Raw genomic sequence first — 22,653 nt, forward strand, 5'->3', positions numbered from 1 at the left:
CGAGGGAGCTTGCTCCCGCTGGACTGCGAAGCGGCCCCAGTATCTGCAACCGAGATCGTTCAGTTGGAACGCATCGGTTGATTTGCGACTGCTGCGCAGCCGAGCGGGACGGTGCGGCGTTCCGACAAGCTCCCTCGCCACAAGTTATGCGGTGTACATTAGAAGAAGGGTGCCGGTTGGCGCCCTTTTTTTGTGGGCGTCGTTTGGGCTATCCTCGGGCTCTCCCGTGCCGCCGTTAGAGCCGGGTGTAGCCCAGGGAATCACCGATGATCACCAGTAAGCTGCCGAATGTCGGCATCACTATCTTCACGCAGATGTCTCAGCTCGCGACGCAAACCGGGGCGATCAACCTGTCCCAGGGTTTTCCCGATTTCGACGGCCCGCAGGCCCTGCGCGATGCGGTCGGTCGGCATATCGCCAGTGGCCACAACCAGTATTCGCCGATGACCGGCTTACCGGCGTTGCGTCAGCAGATCGCGGCGAAGATCGCTCGCAGCTACGGCGCGCATGTTGATGCCGACAGCGAAGTGACGGTCACCCCCGGCGCGACCCAGGCGATCTTCTGCGCGATTCAGGCGGTGATCCACAGCGGCGATGAAGTGATCGTGTTCGATCCGTGCTACGACAGCTACGAGCCCTCGGTCGAGCTGGCCGGTGGTCGCTGTGTGCATGTGCAACTCGGCCTGAAGGACTTCGCCATCGACTTCCAGAAGCTCGCCGAAGCCCTGAGCCCGCGCACGCGGATGATCATCCTCAATACCCCGCACAACCCAAGCGGTGCGCTGATCAGCCGTGCCGAGCTGGATCAGCTGGCGGCGTTGATCCGCGACCGCGACATCTATGTGATCAGCGACGAAGTCTATGAACACCTGGTGTTCGACGGTGTGTCTCACGCCAGCGTATTGGCCCATGAAGAGCTGTATCAGCGCGCTTTCGTGGTCAGTTCGTTCGGCAAGACGTACCACGTCACTGGTTGGAAAACCGGTTATGTCGTGGCGCCGCCGGCCCTTAGCGCGGAGCTGCGCAAGGTGCACCAGTACGTCAGTTTCTGCGGCGTGACGCCGTTGCAGTACGCGTTGGCCGATTACATGGCCGAGCACCCGGAACACGTCGAAGAGCTGCCGGGCTTCTATCAGGCCAAGCGCGATCTGTTCTGCGATCTGCTGACGCCGTCGCGCTTCAGTTTTACCCGCGTGGCCGGTACTTATTTCCAGTTGGTCGATTACTCGCAGATTCGCCCGGACCTCAATGACGTCGAGATGGCGCTGTGGATGACCCGCGAGCATGGCGTCGCGAGCATTCCGATCTCGGTGTTCTACCAGACTCCACCTGAAGGCCAGCGCCTGGTGCGTCTGTGCTTTGCCAAGCGCGAGGAGACCCTGCGTGAAGCAGCGGCAAAACTATGCCTGATCTGAGTACTCTGCCCAATCTGAATCTTGCGCTGATCCAGACCACCCTGGCCTGGCACGATCGTCAGGCCAATCTGGAGCATTTCGAGCCGTTGCTGGAACAGGCTCGCGGTGCGGACCTGATCATCCTGCCGGAGATGTTCACCACCGGTTTCTCCATGGAATCGGAAACCCTCGCCGAGCCGGAAAATGGCCCCACCAGTAAATGGATGCGGGCTCAGGCAGCGAAGCTGGGCGCGGTGGTGACCGGCAGCATCATCGTCCAGGCGGCTGACGGTAGCCATCGCAATCGTCTGTTGTGGGCACGGCCGGACGGGGAGGTGTGGCACTACGACAAGCGTCACCTGTTCCGCATGGCCGGGGAGAACAATCACTACACCCCGGGCGAGCGTCAGGTGCAGTTCGAATTGAAGGGTTGGCGAGTGCGGCCGCTGATTTGCTACGACCTGCGCTTCCCGGTCTGGAGTCGCGATCCGCAAGACACTGACTTGCTGCTGTACACCGCCAACTGGCCGGGCGCACGGCGTCAGCACTGGAACCGATTGCTGCCGGCACGGGCGATCGAAAACCTCTGCTATGTGGCGGCGGTGAACCGTATCGGTACCGATGGCAAAGGCTTCGCGTATACCGGTGACAGTCAGGTCCTGGATTTTCAGGGCGAGACGTTGCTCGGTGCAGGCGATGCCGATGGCGTATTCAAGGTCGTGCTCGACGCGGCAGAACTGGCGGCATATCGCACACGGTTCCCGGCGAATCTGGATGCGGATACCTTCGAGTTCACCTGACCGATCGTTGAGCAACAAAAAAGGCCCCGAGGTTTTCACCCCGGGGCCTTTTGCATTTGCAGCGAAGCTTACGCCGCTTTCGCTTCCGGCTGGCTCAGGGAGCGGTTCAGTGCGCTGAACAGGGCCTTGAAGCTGGCAGTGGTGATGTTTTCATCGATGCCGACGCCATGTACCGCACGCTCACCATTCACCCGCAGTTCAATGTAGGCCGCGGCCTTGGCATTGGTGCCCGCGCCGATGGCGTGTTCGTTGTAGTCCATGATTTCCACCGGGATCGGCAGGCCGGCCACCAGTGCTTCCAGGGCACCGTTGCCCTTGCCGCGCCAGTGCAGGTTGGTTTCGCCCTGACCTTTGCTGGAAACTTCGACTTCCACGGCGCTGTGTCCGTTTTCTTCCTGCAGGCGATGGCTGACCAGCGCGTACGGGGTGTTGGCCTGCAAGTACTCGCTGTGCAGCAGCGCGTGGATCTGCTGGGCGGTCATCTCCAGGCCCAGGCGATCGGTTTCACGCTGCACGACCTGGCTGAACTCGATTTGCATGCGACGCGGCAAGCTGATGCCGTATTCCTGTTCCAGCAGGTAAGCGATACCGCCCTTGCCCGACTGGCTGTTGACGCGAATCACCGCCTCGTAGCTGCGGCCGATGTCGGCCGGGTCGATCGGCAGGTACGGCACTTCCCACAGGGCGTCCGGTTGCTGCTGGGCGAAGCCCTTGCGGATTGCATCCTGGTGCGAGCCGGAGAACGCGGTGTGAACCAGGTCGCCGACGTACGGGTGACGTGGGTGCACCGCAATCTGGTTGCACTCTTCGACGACTTTGCGCACGCCATCGATATCGGAGAAATCCAGCTCAGGGTTGACGCCCTGGGTGTAGAGGTTCAATGCCACGGTGACGAGATCGACGTTACCGGTACGCTCGCCGTTGCCGAACAGGCAGCCTTCGACACGGTCGGCGCCGGCCATCAGGCCCAGCTCGGTGGCGGCCACGCCGGTGCCACGGTCGTTGTGGGTGTGCAGGCTGATGATCACGCTGTCACGACGGTTGATGTGACGACCGAACCATTCGATCTGGTCGGCATAGATGTTCGGGGTCGCGCATTCGACGGTGGCGGGCAGGTTGAGGATCACCTTGTGCTCAGGCGTCGGGTTCCACACCTCGATCACCGCGTCGCAGACTTCCTTGGCGAATTCCAGTTCGGTGGCGCTGAAGGTTTCTGGCGAGTATTCGAAGGTCCACTCGGTGTCCGGCTGCTGGGCGGCATATTTGACGAACAGCTTGGCGGCGTTTACGGCGATGGCCTTGATCCCGTCCTTGTCCTGGTTGAAGACAATGCGGCGGAAGGAAGGGGAGGTCGCGTTGTACAGGTGAAYGATGGCCTTCTTGGCACCGCGCAGGGATTCAAAGGTGCGCGCGATCAAGTCTTCACGGCCCTGGGTCAGCACCTGAATGGTGGTGTCGTCCGGGATGTGGCCGCCTTCGATCAGGGTGCGCACGAAGTCGAAGTCGGTTTGCGAAGCAGCCGGGAACGAGGCTTCGATTTCTTTCACGCCGACCTGCACCAGGGTCTTCCAGAAACGCAGCTTCTTGACCGCGTCCATTGGCTCGATCAACGACTGGTTGCCGTCACGAAGGTCCGAGCTGCACCAGATCGGCGCTGCAGTGATGGTCTTCGATGGCCAGGTGCGATCCGGCAGGTTGATGGTCGGGAACGCGCGGTATTTCGAAGACGGGTCTTTGAGCATGCTCATTGGAAAATCCTTATTGTGTGGGCCGAAAAAAGGCGGCCTGCCGGTGGATCAAATGTTCTGGTAAAGCATCAGACGAGGCACCGCGATTCAGCCTGGCAGTCGTGCACTGACGAGRCACAGGCTGCGGTGCTGGCGGAGCTGAATGAGGGTGTGAGAGGTTTTCATGCCTTCAACCCTAACCGCGGGGGGAAAGGATGGCAAGCAGTCGAAAAACTTTGAGAGGAATACTCGAAAAGCGGGTTTTTGCGAGATTTTATTGCTCGTAAGAAGCAGGATCGTTTTGTCGCTTGCGCAGTGTCTCAGCCATGCGCAATCGATAGAAGAGGGGTTGAGTGGGTTGAGAGTGTTCGGTTTGCCTGCGGGTTTCGGTGATGCTCAGGCCGTCTTCGCGGGCCTGCCCGCGAAGAGGCCATCTGCCTCAACCACTGCTTATGGCTGAAACGCACCAATGAAAATCGCCGGGTCCACCCGCGCATCGTTCAAGCTGACGTTCCAGTGCATATGCGGTCCGGTCGCGCGGCCAGTTGAGCCGACTTTCCCGACCACCTCACCACGCGCCAGTTGCTGGCCGACTTTCACGTCGATCTTCGACATGTGGCAGAACATGCTGATAAAGCCCTGACCGTGGTCGACGAACACCGTATTGCCGTTGAAGAAGTAATTCCCGATCAGGATTACCTTGCCGGCGGCCGGGGTTTTGATCGGCGTGCCGGCGGGTACGGCAAAGTCGAGGCCCGCATGGGGATTACGCTCTTCGCCATTGAAAAAGCGGCGCACGCCGAACTTGCTCGACAGCGGCCCATCGACTGGTTTGTCCAGCAACAGGTTGCTCGGGGTATTCGGGCTGAAACTGCGGTAAGCCTGGATCTGCTCGGCCAACTCGCCCTCGATGCGCTTGAGATTCGCCGGGTTCGGATTGACCTGCTGCGTATTCTTCAGGGTGATGTGCTGTTCCGGGTATTTCTTGTTGCCGACGGTGAAGCTCAGGTTGCGACCACCGCTGCTCAGCGACTGGCTGCCCGGTTTGACCGTCAGCGGCACGCCGACGATGGCCAGCCAGTTGTTCTGCTCTTTGACCACCAATACGGGTTTGCCTTGATAACTGGCTTTCGGCGCCTGGGCGGAGCTGCCCAGATCAACCACTGCCACGCCGCCCGGCACCGGTTTGTTCAACAGGCGGGTGATGTAACTGTCGGCGTGGGCGTTGAAGGTCAGGCACAGCAACAGCAATGGAGCAAAAAAGCGCGGCATGGATCAATCCAGTAAAGAAAGGGTGACAGGCGTCAGGTGATTGTCTTCGACCCGCACTTGCAGTTCGCCGTCGCCGAGTTTGGCTTTCAGGCGCTGGCCGGTGTGGGTTTGCGCGGCGCTGCGGATCGCGTTGCCGCGCTCGTCCAGCAGAATGCTGTAGCCACGAGCGAGGGTCGCCAACGGGCTGACCACATGCAGCGTCTGCATCTGACTTTGCAGTTGCAGGCGACGGGATTTAAGCCCTTCGCGCATGGCCCGGGGCAGGCGCTCGGCGAGGCTGTCGAGGCGCTGGCGAAGCATCGCCAGTTGTCGCCCGGGATGTTGCCCGGCGAGGCGGGTTTCCAGGCGGATCAAGCGCTCGCGACGGGTGTTGAGGCTACGTTCGAAAGCGCGGCGCAGGCGCATGTCCAGATCATCCAGGCGTTGCGCTTGCTGACGCAGGCGTTCGCCGGGATGGCGCAAGCGCCGAGAGATGCCTTCCAGACGCAGCCGATCGCGCATCAAGCGGTCACGCATGCGCATCACCAGTCGTCGATGCAGGCTTTCGACTCGACGCACCAGATCGCTGGAGTCAGGCGCCAGCAGTTCGGCGGCGGCGGACGGCGTCGGCGCGCGAACGTCGGCGACAAAGTCACTGATCGATACGTCGGTTTCATGGCCGACGGCGCTGACGATCGGCGTCACGCAGGCATCCACGGCGCGGGCCACGGCTTCTTCGTTGAAACACCAGAGGTCTTCCAGCGAGCCGCCGCCACGGGCCAGGATCAACGCATCGAAACCACGGGCGTCCGCCAGTTTCAGCGCGCGGACAATTTGCGCAGTGGCTTCGCGACCTTGTACGGCGGTAGGGATCAGCGTCAGTTGCACCTGCGGCGCACGGCGGCGGAACACACTGATGATGTCGCGGATCACCGCGCCGGTGGGTGAACTGATGATGCCGATGCGTTGCGGGTGCGCCGGCAGCGGCACTTTGCGTTCGGCACTGAACAGGCCTTCGGCGCTGAGTTTTTCCTTCAAAGCATCGAAGGCCAGACGCAGGGCGCCGTCACCAGCCGGCTCCACGGTGTCGAGAATCAGTTGGTAGTCACCACGGCCTTCAAACAGCGAAACCTTGCCACGAACCTTGACCGCCAGGCCATCCTTCAGCGCCTGGCGAACCCGCGCGGCGTTCTGCCGGAACAGTGCGCAACGCACCTGGGCGCCGCTGTCCTTGAGGGTGAAGTACACATGGCCGGACGCCGGGCGGGCGAGGTTGGAGATTTCGCCTTCGACCCAGATGTTGCTGAACACGTCTTCGAGCAACACCCGCGCGCGGCCGTTGAGCTGGCTGACAGTCAGGACTTCCCGGTCCAGGCCGAGTCTTGCAAAGGGATCTTTAATCATGGGGCGCAGTTTAAAGGCATTCGGCGATCAATCTCCATGATCCGGCGAAAATCCCCTGTGGGAGCCCCCTCGCCACAGGTCGCTCCCCACAGGTTTGCTTACGGCAGCCGGGTGAAGTGTTCAACGAATTGCTGAACCAGCGCGGTGGGATCTTGCCGGCAGGCGAGGGCGACGGTGCTGTGGCAATCCGGATCGGCCAAGGGGAGAAAATGGATGTCCGGCGGCGCAATGTCCTGCATCGATTCCGGTAACAGCGCGATGCCGAACCCGGCCTGGATCAATTGCAGTTGCGTGGTTTTGCGTGACACCACCCGAGCCGCCCGGGGAAAGAACCCTTGGCGCATGCACAGCTCGGCAGATAGATAGCTCAGACCGCCGCGCTGTGGATGAGGGATGGAAATAAACGCTTCATCCTTCAACTGTGCCAGATCGATGCCGTGTGCGGACTTTTCCACAGCCAGCCGATGATTCGGCGGCACTGCCAACAACAGACGCTCGCTGTACAGCGGAACAATCTGCACCCCTTCACGCTGGCGCAGCACCGGCAGGCGCAACAGACCCACATCCAGGCGACCTTCGGCCAATTCTTCCAGTTGTGCTTCCGAGGACAGCTTGACGATGTCCATCGACACCCCGGCATGCAGATCCAGATAAACGCTGATGCCGCGCAGCAGTCGACCACTCATGGGCACGGTGCTGGAATGGCTCAGGCGCAAGACGCCCAGTTGACCGGTGCCCACTTGAGTGGCCATTTCGCTGGCCTTGGTCAGTTCGTTCAGCAGGTTTCTGGCCCGAGGCAAAAAGGCTTCACCCGCTGACGTCAGGCGGGGCTGGCGGGCGGTTCGTTCGAACAGTGGCGTTTGCAGGYGGGTTTCCATGTCCTTGATCTGCCGGCTCAAGGCTGACTGAGCAATAAACAGTCGTTCGGCCGCTGCGCTGAAGCTGCCGCTCTCGGCGATTTCCACGAAGTAACGCAATTGGCGGGTTGAAAGCACCAGGTATGCCTTTTTGAGATGGGTGATCGATTTTGAAGATATTAGTCGCAACGCCCGGCGCTGGCTAAAGTCATCACAGGAATAAAAGGAAGCCGTGTCGATGAATGTGCTGGAGTTGTTGAGCCAATGGCCGTGGGGTGTGGTGGATTGGTTGGTGATCGGATTGGGTGTTGCCCTGGCCTACATCGTGTTCGGCATTGCCGGTTTTGGCACCGCGCTGGTGGCGGGGCCGATTCTGATTCTGTTCATGCCGCTGTCGAAAATCGTGCCGCTGCTGGTGCTGCTGGATTTCGTCGCCGCGTTCGGCAATCTGCTGCCCTCGCGCCGAGATGTAGAGCGGTCCGAATTGCTGCGACTGCTGCCGTGCATGGCGGTGGGTTGCACGTTGGGGGTGATTTTTCTGCTGAACCTGAAATCCGATGTATTGCTGCTATTGATGGGGCTGTTTATCAGCGCCTATGCGATTTACAGCCTGTGGATCAAAACCCGTCCGACACAATTATCCGCCGGGTGGGCGGTGCCGATGGGCACGGTGGGCGGGATGTTCGGGGCGCTGTTTGGCAGCGGCGGCTTTCTATATGCGATCTATTTGAACAGTCGCTTACCCAAGGATGAGGCCCGAGCCACCCAGAGTGCGCTGATCAGTTGCAGCACCGTGGTGCGTTTGAGCCTGTTTGCCGTCGCCGGTGTGTATGCCAAGCTACCCTTGTTGGTATTGGCGCTGTGTTTGTTGCCGGCGATGGCGCTGGGGCTGTGGATCGGTCGGCGATTGATCATGAAGTTGTCCCGCGAGGCTTTCGTGCGGTTGGTGACCTGGCTGGTGCTGGCCAGCGGGATTGCCTTGATCGGGCGTTATTTGAGCACTTGACCGGATTTCGTCAGGGATTAAGCTGCCGGCCGCCCTGACAATCGGCGCACCGCAGCAACATCCCTTTGACGCAGTAGGCTTGCACCATGAATTCGCAAAGCATCATCGTCCCGAAAATCTCCACACTGCCGGTACACGAACCCCGGGCCCGGGCGGTCGTGCGGTGGCTGGTGCGCAAGAACATTATTAAAGAAGAGCTGACCACCTGTGGCCGCACCGGCAATCACATGGCCCACGCCATCGCCGACGGCGCCCGCGCCGTGGTCCTGCACCCTGAAGCGCTGCCGTTCGGCGAGCCGATCAATGGCCTGGAGATCATCACCAAGCGTTGCATCTATACACCGGCCAAGGGTTTTCTCGAAGAAGCCGGCTGCGCCGAGTGCCGTAAGGAGATCGGTGAAGCGCTGTTCGAAAGCCTGGAAGACTGGATGCCGGGGCGCACCGATAACTTCACCTGCCCTGAGTGCGGGCATGAAGACGACATCAACGGCTTTCTGTTTTTGCAGGAATGCGGCTTTTCCAACCTGGGGTTCATCTTCAACAATTGGCTCGAGGCCGGGTTCAAGCAGGACTTTATCGAAGAGTTTGCCGATTGGCTGGATCAGCCCGTGAGTTGGGTCAAAGTCGAACTCTAAATGCCGGCGTCGGTCCCCTACGGGGGACAATGTTTCTCCGTATGTCAGTAATGCCAATAATAGACAGAGTTTTACATTGAACCCGAGGGGGTGTCTGACTATAATGGCGCGCTTCCATTTTCCCGCTCGGGAGCCCCCGCGATGCTGCGTATCAGCCAAGAAGCTCTGACATTCGACGACATTCTCCTAGTGCCCGGTTATTCCGAGGTGCTTCCTAACGAAGTCAGTCTCAAGACCCGCCTTACCCGTGGCATCGAGCTGAATATTCCACTGGTTTCCGCCGCTATGGACACCGTTACTGAAGCCCGTCTGGCAATCGCCATGGCTCAGGAAGGTGGCATCGGCATCATCCACAAGAACATGACCATCGAGCAGCAAGCTGCCGAAGTGCGCAAGGTCAAGCGTTACGAAGCCGGTGTGGTCAAGGACCCGATCACCATCGAGGCCGATGCCACGGTGCGTGAACTGTTCGAACTGACCCGCCTGCACAACATCTCCGGCGTTCCGGTACTGCACGATGGCGACCTGGTCGGCATCGTCACTTCCCGTGACGTGCGTTTCGAAAACCGCATGGACGTCAGCGTCCGTGAAGTGATGACGCCTAAAGAGCGTCTGGTCACGGTCAAGGAAGGCGCCAACAAGAACGATGTGCGTGAATTGCTGCACAAGCACCGCATCGAGCGCGTGCTGATCGTCGACGACAAATTTGCCCTCAAAGGCATGATGACTGTCAACGACATCGAAAAAGCCAAGGCTTATCCGCTGGCCAGCAAGGACGATCAAGGTCGTCTGCGCGTTGGCGCTGCAGTCGGTACCGGTAAAGACACCGGTGACCGTGTAGCTGCCCTGGTCCATGCCGGTGTTGACGTGGTGGTGGTCGACACTGCCCACGGTCACTCCAAAGGTGTGATCGACCGCGTTCGCTGGGTCAAGCAGAACTTCCCTGAAGTGCAGGTCATCGGCGGCAACATCGCCACCGGCGCTGCCGCCAAGGCCCTGGCCGAAGCCGGCGCTGACGCAGTCAAGGTCGGTATCGGCCCAGGCTCGATCTGCACCACCCGTATCGTCGCCGGTGTCGGCGTCCCGCAAATCAGTGCCATCGCCAACGTTGCCGCTGCCCTTGAAGGCACCGGTGTTCCGTTGATCGCCGACGGCGGCATCCGTTTCTCCGGTGACCTGTCCAAGGCCATCGTGGCCGGTGCCTCCTGCGTGATGATGGGCTCGATGTTCGCCGGTACTGAAGAAGCGCCAGGCGAGATCGAACTGTTCCAGGGCCGTTCGTACAAGGCTTATCGCGGCATGGGTTCGCTGGGCGCCATGTCCCAGGCTCAAGGTTCCTCCGACCGTTACTTCCAGGACTCCTCCGCGGGTGCCGAGAAGCTGGTTCCGGAAGGTATCGAAGGGCGTGTTCCTTACAAGGGCACCCTGAGCGCCATCATCCATCAACTGATGGGCGGCCTGCGTTCCTCGATGGGTTACACCGGCAGCGCCGACATCGAAGAAATGCGCACCAAGCCTGAGTTCGTGCGGATCACCGGTGCTGGCATGGCCGAGTCCCACGTCCACGACGTACAGATCACCAAAGAAGCGCCAAACTACCGCGTAGGTTGAGGCTTCAAGCAAATCGTTAAGCAACCGGGGCTGTTCTATTCAGCCCCGAGTTGTTTCTGAATCACGACTGTTTCTGAATTACTTAGACGAGACTGAATCATGGCCCTCGACATTCACGCTCACCGCATCCTGATCCTCGACTTCGGTTCCCAGTACACCCAACTGATCGCCCGCCGCGTGCGTGAAATCGGTGTTTACTGCGAACTGCATCCGTTCGACATGGACGAGGAAGCCATTCGCGAATTCGCTCCAAAAGGTGTGATCCTCGCCGGCGGCCCCGAGTCCGTGCACGAAGCCGACAGCCCTCGCTGCCCGCAAGCGGTGTTTGACCTGGGCGTGCCAGTCTTCGGTATCTGCTATGGCATGCAGACCATGGCCGAGCAACTGGGCGGCAAGGTTGAAGGTTCCGACCTGCGTGAGTTCGGTTACGCCCGTGTCGACGTGGTCGGCAAGAGCCGCCTGCTCGACGGCATCGAAGACCATATCGACGCCGATGGCCTGTTCGGCCTCGACGTATGGATGAGCCACGGTGACAAGGTCACCAAGATGCCGGAAGACTTCCACATCCTGGCCAGCACCCCGAGCTGCCCGATTGCCGGCATGTTCAACGATGACCGTGCCTACTACGGCGTGCAGTTCCACCCGGAAGTGACCCACACCAAGCAGGGCGGTCGCATCCTGTCGCGCTTCATCCTCGACATCTGTGGCTGTGAAGCCCTGTGGACGCCGTCGAAGATTGCCGAAGACGCCATCGCCCAAGTCCGTGCCCAGGTTGGCACCGACAACGTACTGCTCGGCCTGTCCGGCGGCGTGGACTCCTCGGTGGTTGCCGCGCTGCTGCACAAGGCCATTGGCGATCAGCTGACCTGCGTGTTCGTCGACAACGGCCTGCTGCGTCTGCACGAAGGCGAGCAAGTGATGGCCATGTTCGCCGAGAACATGGGCGTCAAAGTGATCCGCGCCAACGCCGAGGACCAGTTCCTCAACAACTTGGCTGGCGAGTCCGATCCAGAGAAGAAGCGCAAGATCATCGGCCGTACCTTCATCGACGTGTTCGATGCCGAATCCTGCAAGCTGGACAACATCAAGTACCTGGCCCAGGGCACCATCTACCCGGACGTGATCGAGTCGGCTGGCGCGAAAAGCGGCAAGGCGCACGTGATCAAGTCGCACCACAACGTGGGCGGCCTGCCGGAAGAAATGAACCTCAAGCTGGTTGAGCCGCTGCGCGAACTGTTCAAGGACGAAGTCCGTCGTCTGGGCCTGGAACTCGGCCTGCCGTACGACATGGTCTACCGTCACCCGTTCCCGGGTCCGGGCCTGGGCGTGCGGATCCTCGGTGAAGTGAAGAAGGAATACGCCGACCTGCTGCGTCGTGCCGACCACATCTTCATCGAAGAACTGCGCAAGGCCGACTGGTACCACAAGGTCAGCCAGGCGTTCGTGGTGTTCCAGCCGGTGAAATCGGTTGGCGTGGTCGGCGATGGCCGTCGTTACGCCTGGGTCGTTGCTCTGCGTGCCGTGGAAACCATCGACTTCATGACCGCGCGTTGGGCACACCTGCCTTACGAACTGCTGGAAACCGTCAGCGGCCGGATTATCAATGAAATCGAAGGCATCTCCCGCGTTACTTACGACGTGTCGAGCAAGCCGCCAGCGACGATTGAGTGGGAGTGATCCCGCTCTGACTGATCGTCGGTAACAACCGAAAGGCCCCGTGAATGTGAGTTCACGGGGCCTTTCGCGTTTCACGGTGCGGTGTTTCCCTACACTGGCAAGCGTCCTTCGAGTTTCATGCCCATGCCGGTGAGCGCATGGGAAAGGCTGATCAGGTTGGGGTAAGGTTTTTGATGGATGTCAGTCCAGGCGGGGCGATTGACCAGGTATTGCCCATCGGCCGTTCGTTCAACCAGAGTCTCTGTGATCAGGCCGGTTCTGCTGCGATGGACCAATGTCCAGGTTCCGTCAGATTCCTTGAAAGTGAACATTCCCTGGCGGAACAGCAGTTGAGCGATTTCGTCCGGGGTTCGTTGCAGCATGGGCATCGGTACTTGCAGGTTGATATCGGCATACAAGGTGTCGAAATCTCCATGAAAGTTAACGGGGGGCGGGCTGGCATTGCGGCCCACCTCTATGCCGTGGTCTATCTCCATATGCAGGCTGCGCTCGGGAAGTACTTCCTCGATACGCAAGCCGATACCGCCATTCAGTTCGCTGAGGCCGGCAATGCCTCTAAAGGTATTGGTGTTTTCCTGGCCCGTCAGCACGACCCATTTACCTGATCTGCCAAGCGCTTCATTGGCACGCATGATCGTGGTGGTGAGGTAGTTTTTAATGGATTGTTCCTGAACATCAATGAGGGACGATTCTGGATATCGGTAACTTGCCAGGCAATCGGTCGACTGGATCCGGATACCGTTCTCGCGAGCCACCTTGACGACCTCAAGAGGGGTGAACTGCCCGGCAGGATCGCTTTGTAACTGTTTCAAATACTTTTCGAGCATGCCGTCCATCTTTGCGCCTCTGCCGAAAATATTCAGGTCCATTTGATTGAAGTCATTGAGCAAGCGATGCATATAGATCGTCTTGACGCCTTGCCTGGCCAACGTCTGCATGTTCTCGATGAGGAACCGCATGCTGGCAATACGATCCTGGCTTTCTCCAATCACTAATCCCGGCGAAGCATCGAATATTTCCTGAATGAGTTCCGGGACAGTCATCGACGGCGTGATGACGGGTTGTACCGGGCGTGTCGGCAATGAGGCAAAAAAGTTTTCTTTGGAGAAGAAAGCACGAGCATCTCTCAATAGAGCTGTGCGATGTCCCGCGACGAACTCTTCATAGGGTGTCACCCCTTGTATGCGTCCGTTGGGAAGGTTGATTATTTTTATGTGCGTTTCTTTCTTACCTAGCCCCAGGAAGTTGAGCGACCGCCCATTGGAGGTGTCGTACTTCGTCGAGGGCACGCTAAATGATTCCGGTGGTCGGACATGGTCGGGAAACCGGGAAGGACCCGGAACAGCGGCGAGGTCGTCGTTGCCACCACCCTTCAAACCGGATTTGGGCGTCAACTCCCACTCGCCATCGGCGTTCAAACGCACGGGGATCGATCCTGAGGACGCGTGAGGGTTTGCCGGGTCGATGATGGCCCAGGTGCCGCCGCCGTTGATGTCGGTTTCGTAACGCACGTAATAGGCTGCGTCGTTCATCATGATGGCAGTCGAGGGGTTGGAGTTGAGCGAGTAGATGCCCTGGAACTTGCCGCTGGTGGCAAGTGGCGCCTCACTTTCCAGAATCTCGTTACTTTGCCAGTGCTCCGGTACTTCAAGGTTCTGTGCCGGCGCCGGTTTCAGGGGGATGAACTCTGGAAGTTGAGTGGTTGCGCGCCCTGAACCGTCGGACAACTCCTGTTCTTGCGTACCGATCGGTTCGGCAGGATTGTTGGCCTCCCGCAGCCTGGCCATTTCGGCGGCTTCGGCGGCCTCGGCCGAAGCGCCGACCTCTTCCAGAACATCGACCTCCTTGAGCAGCGGAAGGTTGAACAGAAGGTTGATGCCAGCCAGCACGGCGCCTTTTACGCCGGCCTTGCGCTCCGCTACCGTTTTGCCGTTCACGGCCTTGTCGATGTTCAAGCCCATTGAGGCGATGCTGGCGCCAATCACCGGCAGTGCAATCGGCCAGCCGAGCAGCGCCAGCGGCCCGAAGACGTGCAGGCCGGCGCTCAGGTAACCCAGCCACATGCCTTTACGCAGTTGTCCGTTGGTCACCAGAGACAGATCGGCCTCTTGCGACATTGCGCTCTGCACATTACGGCTCAACCAGGAAAACGCGTCACCGCTGATGGTGATGTTTTTTTGATTGATCAGATGGTGATCGTATTTGCCCCACGTGCCCACCAACTGGTTCATCAGGGGCGTAATGTTGTCGTGGATCTCCTGACGCACCGACAGCGGGAAGTGAGTCATGAACTCGGTATAACGCGCGTCATCGTTCATTTGCAGCAGGATCCACCAGTGCATGTCCGTCAACGTCGGGTGCACGTGAAACGCTTCTGTGGCCCCCGGGACATAGGTGATTTGCCGTCCGCTACCGTCATCGATACGCAGAATATCCGTGGCGACATGCCCCGCGACGTCCAGGGCGCACACCCGCAGATCTGCTGGTGCAGAGGTTTGCGCACGCAAGGTCTCCAGGGAGATCGGCCAGCATTTGTCAGCGGCGACGGCCCGGATGACGGTTTGGAACTCTTCCTCCTGCAGCGTACCGTTTTCCCGCGCCTCGATGGCTTTACTCAGATAGTTGCATTTCGCCAAGGTCCGGTAGTCATCGAAATGCGCGCTCCAGTAGGCGTTCAGCTTGTCCCGGTAACGGTCACTGAAGGTCTCGTGCCAGAAATCCTTGAGCACTGCGCTGGGGTACATCCGGACTTCGTTGGTTTCGTTGTAAATGCTGGCGGTTGCGTCGGCGGTGTAAAACCCGCCGTAACAGTCCAGCTGATCGAAATAGTCCTGATCAGTGACGTAGTACCGATGAATCACCAGCTGCGTCAGGGTCATTGACTGACTGGGTTTAGGGTAGTGCTCCCAACCCAGGAAGGTCTGGGTGCTGCTGGCCGTGACATTGCCAAAGCGATGCCACCAGACCTGATCCGGGTCCAGGCCGGTAATGCCGTGTTTTTTCAGGATTTCGGTGGCCATCACATGGGCTTCTTCGTGCAAATCGGGACAGGCAGTCACGATGACGGGCGCGATGGTCAGAAGGTGTTGTTTGTCTGCGGTATCGGGCAGCGTTTCACTTGTTTGATCGGTAGGCATGTTCTCGCTCCTTGAGAAATGGGCTGAGAGGATTGCCCATTTGCTCGAGGGAGGTGCACTACATAGTTATGTACAAACACGATTCTGGAACGTGTAGGGTCAGCGCCGTGCCACATCCGAAAAGTAGAACTTGTCGAGGGTATGCCGCGATTCGGTGTACTCGAACTGGCGGCCGTCCTGCAGGAAGGTCTGGTTGCTGACCACAATCACATGGCTCTGGCCGTCGAGGTCCAGGTGTTGCTGGTCGTCCTTGCTGCGCGGCACCGCTTCGATGGTGCGCTGGGCATAGGCGATCTGCAGTTGCAGGGTTTGCTCGATGAAGGCATAGATCGAGTGCTCGGCGATTTCGCGGGACAAGCCGGGAATCACGTCGCTGACGAAATGGTTGATGTCCAGGATCACGCGTTTGCCGTCGATCCGCCGCACGCGCTTGATCCGCGTGATCACGCTGCCCTCAGCCGCCTTGATGTGTTCGAGCAGCGGGCCTTCGAGGGGAATCTGGGTGAATTCGACCACTTCGGTGCTGACGTCGTTGCCCAGTCGCGGGTAGGTTTCCTGGAAGCTGACGATGCCGCCGAGCTGAAACTCGATCGGGTTGGTGGACAGCACGAAGGTGCCTTTGCCGTGGACTTTCTGGGCGAAACCGCGCTCCTGCAATTGCTCGATGGCCTTGCGCACGGTGCCGCGACTGGCCTGGTAGCTGTCCATCAATTCGGTTTCGGAAGGCAATCGGGCGCCGCGTTCCAGACGTTCGGTGGTAATGCTGGCAAGCAGATCGCTGTAGATCTGGTTGTATTTACTCATGGGGATGGCTCTGTGCCGCGTTGTGCTCAAGGTTTTGAACCTTAAGGGCRGGGTAGGGGTTTGTCCATGCGGCTTTGGGTTTCTTTGACTTAGGGGGTAGGAAATATCGCCGCCTGTCGGGTTCAGGATAAACAAAATCAAACTCGTCTGTACGAGTTGTTGCTTTAACTCGTACAGACGAGTATTTTTCGCTTCGGCGTGCTGCCAATAACAAAAAACTACAGCGGAAGAACAAGCATGAGCCATGACTATCCGAACATCGTCACCGAGCTGCTGCAAAGCCTCGGTGGCAGCGACAACCTCGAGCAGGCCGCGCACTGCGTCACACGCCTGCGCCTGGCCCTCAAGGACCCGAGCCTGGTCGACAGCGCCACGCTGAACCGGATCGATCTGGTCAAGGGTTCGTTCTATACCGGCGGCCTGTTCCAGGTGGTGATCGGCCCTGGCGAAGTGGAAAAGGTCTACGCCGAGCTGCGCCGACAGACCGGTCTCGCCGTCTCGACCATCGCCGACGTCAAACAGAAAAGCGCCGACAAGATCAACGCCATGCAGCGACTGGTGCGGGTGTTTTCCGACGTATTCATGCCGATTCTCCCGGCGCTGATCATTGCCGGCCTGCTGATGGGCATCAACAACCTGATCGGCGCCAAGGGCATGTTCATCGAGGGCAAGACCCTGCTGGACGCCTATCCGACGCTGGACGGGCTCTGGAGCCTGATCAACCTGATGGCCAACACGTCCTTCGTGTTCCTCCCGGCGCTGGTGGGCTGGTCGGCGGCCAAGCGCTTTGGCGGCAGCGAAATCCTCGGCATTGTGCTCGGCCTGATGCTGGTGCACCCGGATCTGCTCAACGCCTGGAACTACGGCAAAGCGGTGGCCGGGCTTGAGGGGCAGAGCTTGCCGTACTTCGACATCCTCGGTGTGTTCCAGATCGAGAAAGTCGGTTATCAGGGCCAGATCCTGCCGATCCTGCTGGCGGCCTATGTGATGAGCGTCATCGAAAAGTGGTTGCGGGCACGGGTGCCGAACGCCATTCAACTGCTGGTGGTGCCGATCACCACCATCGTCGTCACCGGTGTGCTGGCGCTGGCGGTAATTGGTCCGGTGACCCGCCATCTGGGGATTCTCATCACTGAAGGCGTGGTCACCCTGTTCGACCTGGCGCCGATGGTTGGCGGGGCGATTTTCGGCCTGCTCTACGCACCGCTGGTGATCACTGGCATGCACCACATGTTTCTGGCGGTCGACCTGCAACTGATCTCCACCCAGGGTGGCACGTTCATCTGGCCGATGATCGTCATGTCCAACCTCGCCCAGGGCAGCGCGGCACTGGGGGTGTTCTACATGACCCGTAATGTACGGGACAAAAGCATGGCCTCGACCTCGGCGATTTCTGCCTACTTCGGCATCACCGAACCGGCCATGTTCGGGGTCAACCTGCGCTACAAGTTTCCGTTCTATGCGGCCCTGATCGGCTCGGCCCTGGGCTGCATCTTCCTGTCGCTGAACAAGGTCCAGGCCTCGGCGATCGGCGTTGGCGGCTTGCCCGGTTTCATCTCGATCATCCCRCAGTTCATTCCGATGTTCGTGGTCGGGATGGTGATTGCCATGGTCGTGCCGTTTGTTTTGACCTGCGGGTTGAGCATGAAGATTGTCCGGCCCGGGTATCGGGTCGCCTGATAGATCGCATTCGCAGTACCTATTCAAAAAGGAATCCGCCATGCAAGACTGGCAACGTTCGGTGATCTACCAGATCTATCCGAAGAGTTTTCACAGCCACGCCGGCAACCCCACGGGGGATTTGCTCGGCGTCGTGGCCAAGCTCGATTACCTGCACTGGCTGGGTGTCGATTGCCTGTGGATTACGCCGTTCCTGCGTTCGCCCCAGCGTGACAACGGTTACGACATCAGCGATTACTACGCCATCGACCCGAGTTACGGGACCATGGCTGACTGCGAGTTGCTGATTGCCGAAGCCGGCAAGCGCGGGATCAAGCTGATGCTCGACATCGTGGTCAACCACACCTCGATCGAACACACCTGGTTCCAGCAGGCCCGAAGCAGCCTCGATAGCCCTTACCGCGACTTCTATATCTGGCGCGACCAGCCGAACAACTGGGAATCCAAGTTCGGCGGTTCGGCTTGGGAGTACGAAGCCCAGACCGGTCAGTATTACCTGCACTTGTTCGACCACACGCAGGCCGACCTGAACTGGGACAACCCCAGGGTGCGCGCTGAAGTCTTCAAGATGATGCGGTTCTGGCGCGACAAAGGCGTGGGCGGTTTCCGTCTGGATGTGATCAACCTGATTTCCAAACCGGCGGATTTCCCTGAGGACAACACTGACGGTCGACGTTTTTACACCGATGGCCCGAACGTCCACGAGTACTTGCAGCAGATGCACCGCGAAGTGTTCGAAGGTCATGACCTGATCAACGTCGGCGAGATGTCGTCCACCAGTCTGGAACACTGCATTCGCTACTCGCGGCCGGAGTCGAAAGAGCTGTCGATGACCTTCAACTTTCATCACTTGAAGGTTGATTACCCGAACCTGCAAAAGTGGATTCGCGCCGATTTCGATTTCCTCGAACTCAAGCGCATCCTCTCCGACTGGCAGACCGGCATGCAGGCCGGCGGTGGCTGGAACGCGCTGTTCTGGTGTAACCACGACCAGCCGCGGGTGGTTTCGCGGTTTGGTGATGACGGCGAGCATCGGGTGGTGTCGGCGAAGATGCTCGGCACCGCGCTGCATTTCCTCCAGGGCACGCCGTTTGTGTATCAAGGCGAAGAGCTGGGCATGACCAATCCGGGGTTTGATCACATCGATCAGTACCGCGATGTCGAGACTCTGAACATCTTCCGGCTCAAGCGCGAGGCCGGTGCCAGCGACGCCGACAACATGGCGGCGATCATGCAAAAGTCTCGGGACAACAGCCGCACGCCGATGCACTGGAGCGCCGAGCCGAACGCCGGTTTCAGCGCTGTCGAACCGTGGATCGGGGTGCCGGCCAATGCCACGCAAATCAACGTCGCCCACCAACTCGACGACCCGGATTCGGTGCTGCATCACTACCGTCAGCTGATTGCCCTGCGCCGCAGTGAAGCGCTGATGTCCGATGGCGTGTACCGGCAGTTGTTGCCTGAACACACGCAAATCTGGGCGTACGTGCGTGAAGGCAATGGTGAGCGTTTGCTGGTGCTGAATAACTTTTATGGCACACCGTGCGAAGTTGAACTGCCGCCGGAGGTGATCAGCGAAGCGATGGCACAACGTCTGGTGATCAGCAATTACCCGGACTGTCCGCCACAACATCGGCAGGTCTTTTTACGGCCCTATGAGTCGTTCGTTCTGCACCTGACCAACATTTAAAAACACCGTTTCGAACAACACGCAGAACACTGCGCGGGGGAGTTTTGCGCGCTGGTTTTGCTGCATCACACAATAAAAATAATGAGGTGGTTCTTGAAAACAACAATAAATCGCAGTCTTGTAGCGGCGGGCATGTGCCTGGCGTTACCACTGTCAGCCCAGGCGCTGGAATTCGCCGGTTACTTGCGCAGCGGCGTCGGGACCTCGGTTAACAGCGGTAAACAGCAGTGTTTCCAGCTACCGGGAGCGCAGACCAAATACCGCTTGGGTAACGAGTGTGAGCAGTACGCTGAACTTGAATTGCGCCAGGATCTGTACACCCTGGACGATGGTTCGGTGCTCAGCGTCGACGGCATGGCATCGCTGTATAACCAGTACGACAAGGACCTGACGTTCAACGGTGACAACGGCTCGGTGCGCATGCCGCAGATGTACGCGCAATGGTCGAACATGCCCAGCCTCAATGGTGGTTCGCTGTGGGCCGGTCGGCGTTACTACAAACGGAATGACATCCATATTTCCGACTTTTACTACTGGAACCAGAGCGCCACCGGCGGCGGTATCGAGGACGTGCTGATCGGCGATCTGAAGTACAGCTACGCCTTCTCGCGCAAGGACAACCTGTACCAGAAGGACTACATCAACCGTCACGATTTCAACGTCGCCGGCTTCAACACCAACCCCGGCGGTGAGTTGGAGTTCGGCTTGAGCTACATCGACAAGCCCGACAGCCGCGACGCTCACCGTGGCTGGGCGATCACCACCCAGCATGTGCAGAAAGGTTTCCTGGGCGGCAAGAACAAACTGGCCTTTCAGTACGGCGAAGGCCCCGGCACGGGGTTGGGCTATACCGGTAACGTGAAGCTGGACGACAGCAGTAAAAGTTATCGCGTGGTGGAGTTCTTCGACTGGCAAGTGACGCCGCGCTTCGGCGGGCAGGTCGAGGCGGTTTATCAGAAAGACATTCGCCCCGACGGCGCTGACCAGAACTGGATTTCCCTCGGGATTCGCCCAGCCTATGCGATCACCGAGCAAATCAAACTGGTGACCGAGCTGGGCCATGATCAGGTCGAGGCCACAGGCGGCACGCGCAAACTGAGCAAGTTCACCATCGCTCCGACCTGGTCACCCAAGGGCCCGGAATTCTGGGCGCGCCCCGAGGTGCGTCTGTATTACACCTATGCCAGCTGGAACGAGGCGGCCAAACGGGCGGCCAATGAACTGGCGGCAGGTTCGGCGTTATCCGACACCGGTGCCTTCGGCACGGCGCGGCATGGTTCGAACGTCGGATTGCAGGTCGAGTACTGGTGGAAATAAGCGATGCTGTCGGGGCCTCGCGCTCCATCGGCACTTCAAAGAACAAAACAGCAGGTGACGTCATGGCCACACCCCAACAATTGCAACTGCTGGCACCCTTGTCCGGCGTGCTGATGCCGCTGGACCAGGTGCCTGATCAGGTGTTTTCCAGTCGCATGATCGGTGACGGTCTGTGCATCGACCCGACCTCGTCCACCTTGTGCGCACCGCTGGCTGGAGTGATCAGCAATGTGCAGGCCAGCGGGCATGCCGTCAGCATCACCGACGACAACGGCGTGCAGGTGTTGATGCACATTGGCCTCGACACCGTGAACCTGGCCGGCAAGGGCTTCACCCGATTGGTGGAGGAAGGTCAGCGGGTTGAGGTGGGGCAGGCGCTGATCGAGTTCGATGCCGATTACATTGCCTTGAACGCCCGCAGTTTGTTGACCTTGATGTTGGTGGTCAGCGGTGAGCCGTTCACTTGGCTGACGCCTGAAACGGGCGTAGTGGAAAGTGGTCAGTTGCTGCTGAGTTTGAGTCCGTCTGAAGTAGCGGCCGATGAGCTGGAGGAAGGCGAGGCACTGTTCTCAAAACCGCTGACGCTGCCCAATCTCAATGGCTTGCACGCCCGCCCTGCGGCGGTGTTTGCCCAGGCGGCGAAAGGTTTTTCGGCGAGTATTTGTCTGCATAAACAGCAGGACAGCGCGAACGCCAAATCCCTGGTGGCGATCATGGCGTTGCAGACCGCTCACGGCGACATCGTGCAAGTCAGCGCGGCGGGCGCGGATGCCGAAGTGGCGATCAAGACCCTGGTCGAGTTGCTGGCTGCCGGGTGCGGAGAAGCCGTGACGGTGATGGCAGAGGTTGAAACGGTTGCGGCTGATGCTTCATCGCTGAAGGTGCTGCACGGCGTCTGTGCATCGGCGGGGTCGGCGTTTGGTCAGGTGGTGCAGATCGCGCAGCAGACCCTTGAAGTCATTGAATCCGGTCGGGGCGCGCAAGTTGAGCGCGAGCACCTGTCCCAGGCGTTGGCGACGGCGGTCCTGGACCTGCAGCAGTTGCGTGACCAGGCCACGGGGGACGCCCAGGCAGATATCTTCAAGGCGCATCAGGAACTGCTCGAAGACCCAAGCCTGCTGGATCAGGCCCTGGCACTGATCGACGCCGGCAAAAGCGCCGGTKTCGCCTGGCGGGCGGCCACAGAGTCGACGGCTACCTTGTTCAAAAAACTGGGCAATGCCTTGCTGGCCGAACGGGCAGCGGATTTGGCCGACGTTGGTCAACGGGTGCTCAAGTTGATTCTCGGCGTAGAGGATCAAGCGATGGAGTTGCCGGAAGGGGCGATTCTGATTGCCGAGCAACTGACGCCCTCCCAGACCGCTGGCCTGGACACGCGCAAGGTGCTGGGGTTCGCGACGGTCGGCGGTGGCGCCACCAGTCACGTGGCGATTCTCGCCCGGGCCTTCGGCTTGCCGGCGATCTGCGGTTTGCCGGTTCAGGTGCTGACACTGGCCAATGGCACCCGGGTTTTGCTCGATGCCGACCAGGGCGAGTTGCAGCTGGATCCCGAACTGGCCGCCATCGAGCAGTTGCAAGCCAATCGTCAGCGACAAAAGAAACGCCGGCAATATGAATTGGAAAATGCCGCGCTGGCTGCCTGTACCCGCGATGGTCATCACGT

General features: G+C 59.6%; 16 protein-coding genes. 10 read left to right on the plus strand and 6 right to left on the minus strand.

All coding sequences use genetic code 11. The features are described from left to right. The first annotated feature begins 266 nt into the window (after positions 1–266). Together AC1DIS_RS16375 and AC1DIS_RS16380 are read left to right on the plus strand one after the other, a co-directional pair. Positions 267–1,415 carry a pyridoxal phosphate-dependent aminotransferase gene (locus AC1DIS_RS16375; RefSeq protein WP_018927058.1) on the plus strand — a complete coding sequence of 383 codons (1,149 nt, stop codon included), beginning with the start codon at positions 267–269 and terminating at the stop codon, positions 1,413–1,415. Then, positions 1,403–2,194: an amidohydrolase gene (locus AC1DIS_RS16380; protein WP_086944863.1), complete on the plus strand. Its 792-nt coding sequence runs from the start codon at positions 1,403–1,405 to the stop codon at positions 2,192–2,194. Before AC1DIS_RS16375 ends, AC1DIS_RS16380 begins: the two co-directional genes overlap by 13 nt. A gap of 68 nt (positions 2,195–2,262) precedes the next feature. Here AC1DIS_RS16380 and leuA read toward each other — a convergent pair whose 3' ends face one another. The 4 genes from leuA to AC1DIS_RS16400 all read right to left on the minus strand — a co-directional run bounded on the left by leuA (position 2,263) and on the right by AC1DIS_RS16400 (position 7,571). Then, entirely contained in the window at positions 2,263–3,942 is a 1,680-nt protein-coding gene (gene leuA, locus AC1DIS_RS16385; RefSeq protein WP_477780973.1) for a 2-isopropylmalate synthase, read from the minus strand. A gap of 429 nt (positions 3,943–4,371) precedes the next feature. Beyond that, a complete protein-coding gene (locus AC1DIS_RS16390; RefSeq protein WP_064620122.1) occupies positions 4,372–5,193 on the minus strand; it encodes a peptidoglycan DD-metalloendopeptidase family protein in 822 nt (273 codons plus the stop codon). A 3-nt stretch (positions 5,194–5,196) separates the two neighbouring features. Next, complete coding sequence (gene xseA, locus AC1DIS_RS16395; RefSeq protein ID WP_018927054.1) at positions 5,197–6,576, minus strand: exodeoxyribonuclease VII large subunit; 1,380 nt, start codon at positions 6,574–6,576, stop codon at positions 5,197–5,199. A 98-nt stretch (positions 6,577–6,674) separates the two neighbouring features. Then, positions 6,675–7,571 carry a LysR family transcriptional regulator gene (locus AC1DIS_RS16400; RefSeq protein ID WP_477780974.1) on the minus strand — a complete coding sequence of 299 codons (897 nt, stop codon included), beginning with the start codon at positions 7,569–7,571 and terminating at the stop codon, positions 6,675–6,677. 100 nt (positions 7,572–7,671) lie between these two features. Between AC1DIS_RS16400 and AC1DIS_RS16405 the strand changes: the two genes are divergently transcribed. The 4 genes from AC1DIS_RS16405 (at position 7,672) to guaA (ending at position 12,362) form a co-directional block, all read left to right on the plus strand. Further along, a complete protein-coding gene (locus tag AC1DIS_RS16405) occupies positions 7,672–8,439 on the plus strand; it encodes a sulfite exporter TauE/SafE family protein (RefSeq protein ID WP_477743270.1) in 768 nt (255 codons plus the stop codon). An 86-nt stretch (positions 8,440–8,525) separates the two neighbouring features. Continuing rightward, entirely contained in the window at positions 8,526–9,074 is a 549-nt protein-coding gene (locus AC1DIS_RS16410; protein ID WP_477743271.1) for a sugar ABC transporter ATPase, read from the plus strand. A 141-nt stretch (positions 9,075–9,215) separates the two neighbouring features. Further along, positions 9,216–10,685, plus strand: coding sequence for an IMP dehydrogenase (guaB, locus tag AC1DIS_RS16415; RefSeq protein ID WP_018927050.1), 1,470 nt, complete (start codon positions 9,216–9,218; stop codon positions 10,683–10,685). Positions 10,686–10,784: 99 nt separating this feature from the next. Continuing rightward, positions 10,785–12,362: a glutamine-hydrolyzing GMP synthase gene (guaA, locus tag AC1DIS_RS16420; RefSeq protein WP_018927049.1), complete on the plus strand. Its 1,578-nt coding sequence runs from the start codon at positions 10,785–10,787 to the stop codon at positions 12,360–12,362. Positions 12,363–12,451: 89 nt separating this feature from the next. On the opposite strand, the gene AC1DIS_RS16425 is transcribed toward guaA, so the two are convergent. Then, complete coding sequence (locus tag AC1DIS_RS16425) at positions 12,452–15,499, minus strand: membrane-targeted effector domain-containing toxin (RefSeq protein WP_477743272.1); 3,048 nt, start codon at positions 15,497–15,499, stop codon at positions 12,452–12,454. 99 nt (positions 15,500–15,598) lie between these two features. After that, positions 15,599–16,303 (minus strand): trehalose operon repressor, encoded by a 705-nt coding sequence (treR, locus tag AC1DIS_RS16430; RefSeq protein WP_018927047.1) that lies wholly within the window; start codon positions 16,301–16,303, stop codon positions 15,599–15,601. 237 nt (positions 16,304–16,540) lie between these two features. Here treR and treP point away from each other — a divergent pair, with 237 nt between their 5' ends. The 4 genes from treP to AC1DIS_RS16450 all read left to right on the plus strand — a co-directional run. Further along, positions 16,541–17,983: a PTS system trehalose-specific EIIBC component gene (gene treP, locus AC1DIS_RS16435; protein WP_477743273.1), complete on the plus strand. Its 1,443-nt coding sequence runs from the start codon at positions 16,541–16,543 to the stop codon at positions 17,981–17,983. Between the two features lie 40 nt (positions 17,984–18,023). Further along, positions 18,024–19,673, plus strand: a complete 1,650-nt coding sequence (gene treC, locus AC1DIS_RS16440) for an alpha,alpha-phosphotrehalase (RefSeq protein WP_477743274.1) — start codon at positions 18,024–18,026, stop codon at positions 19,671–19,673. Positions 19,674–19,766: 93 nt separating this feature from the next. Then, positions 19,767–20,990, plus strand: a complete 1,224-nt coding sequence (locus tag AC1DIS_RS16445; protein ID WP_111454290.1) for a maltoporin — start codon at positions 19,767–19,769, stop codon at positions 20,988–20,990. Between the two features lie 62 nt (positions 20,991–21,052). After that, positions 21,053–22,653: glucose PTS transporter subunit IIA (locus AC1DIS_RS16450; protein WP_477780975.1), on the plus strand; the 1,601-nt coding region annotated here is incomplete at its 3' end.

It is taken from the genome of Pseudomonas sp. 05N433, from assembly GCF_056396925.1.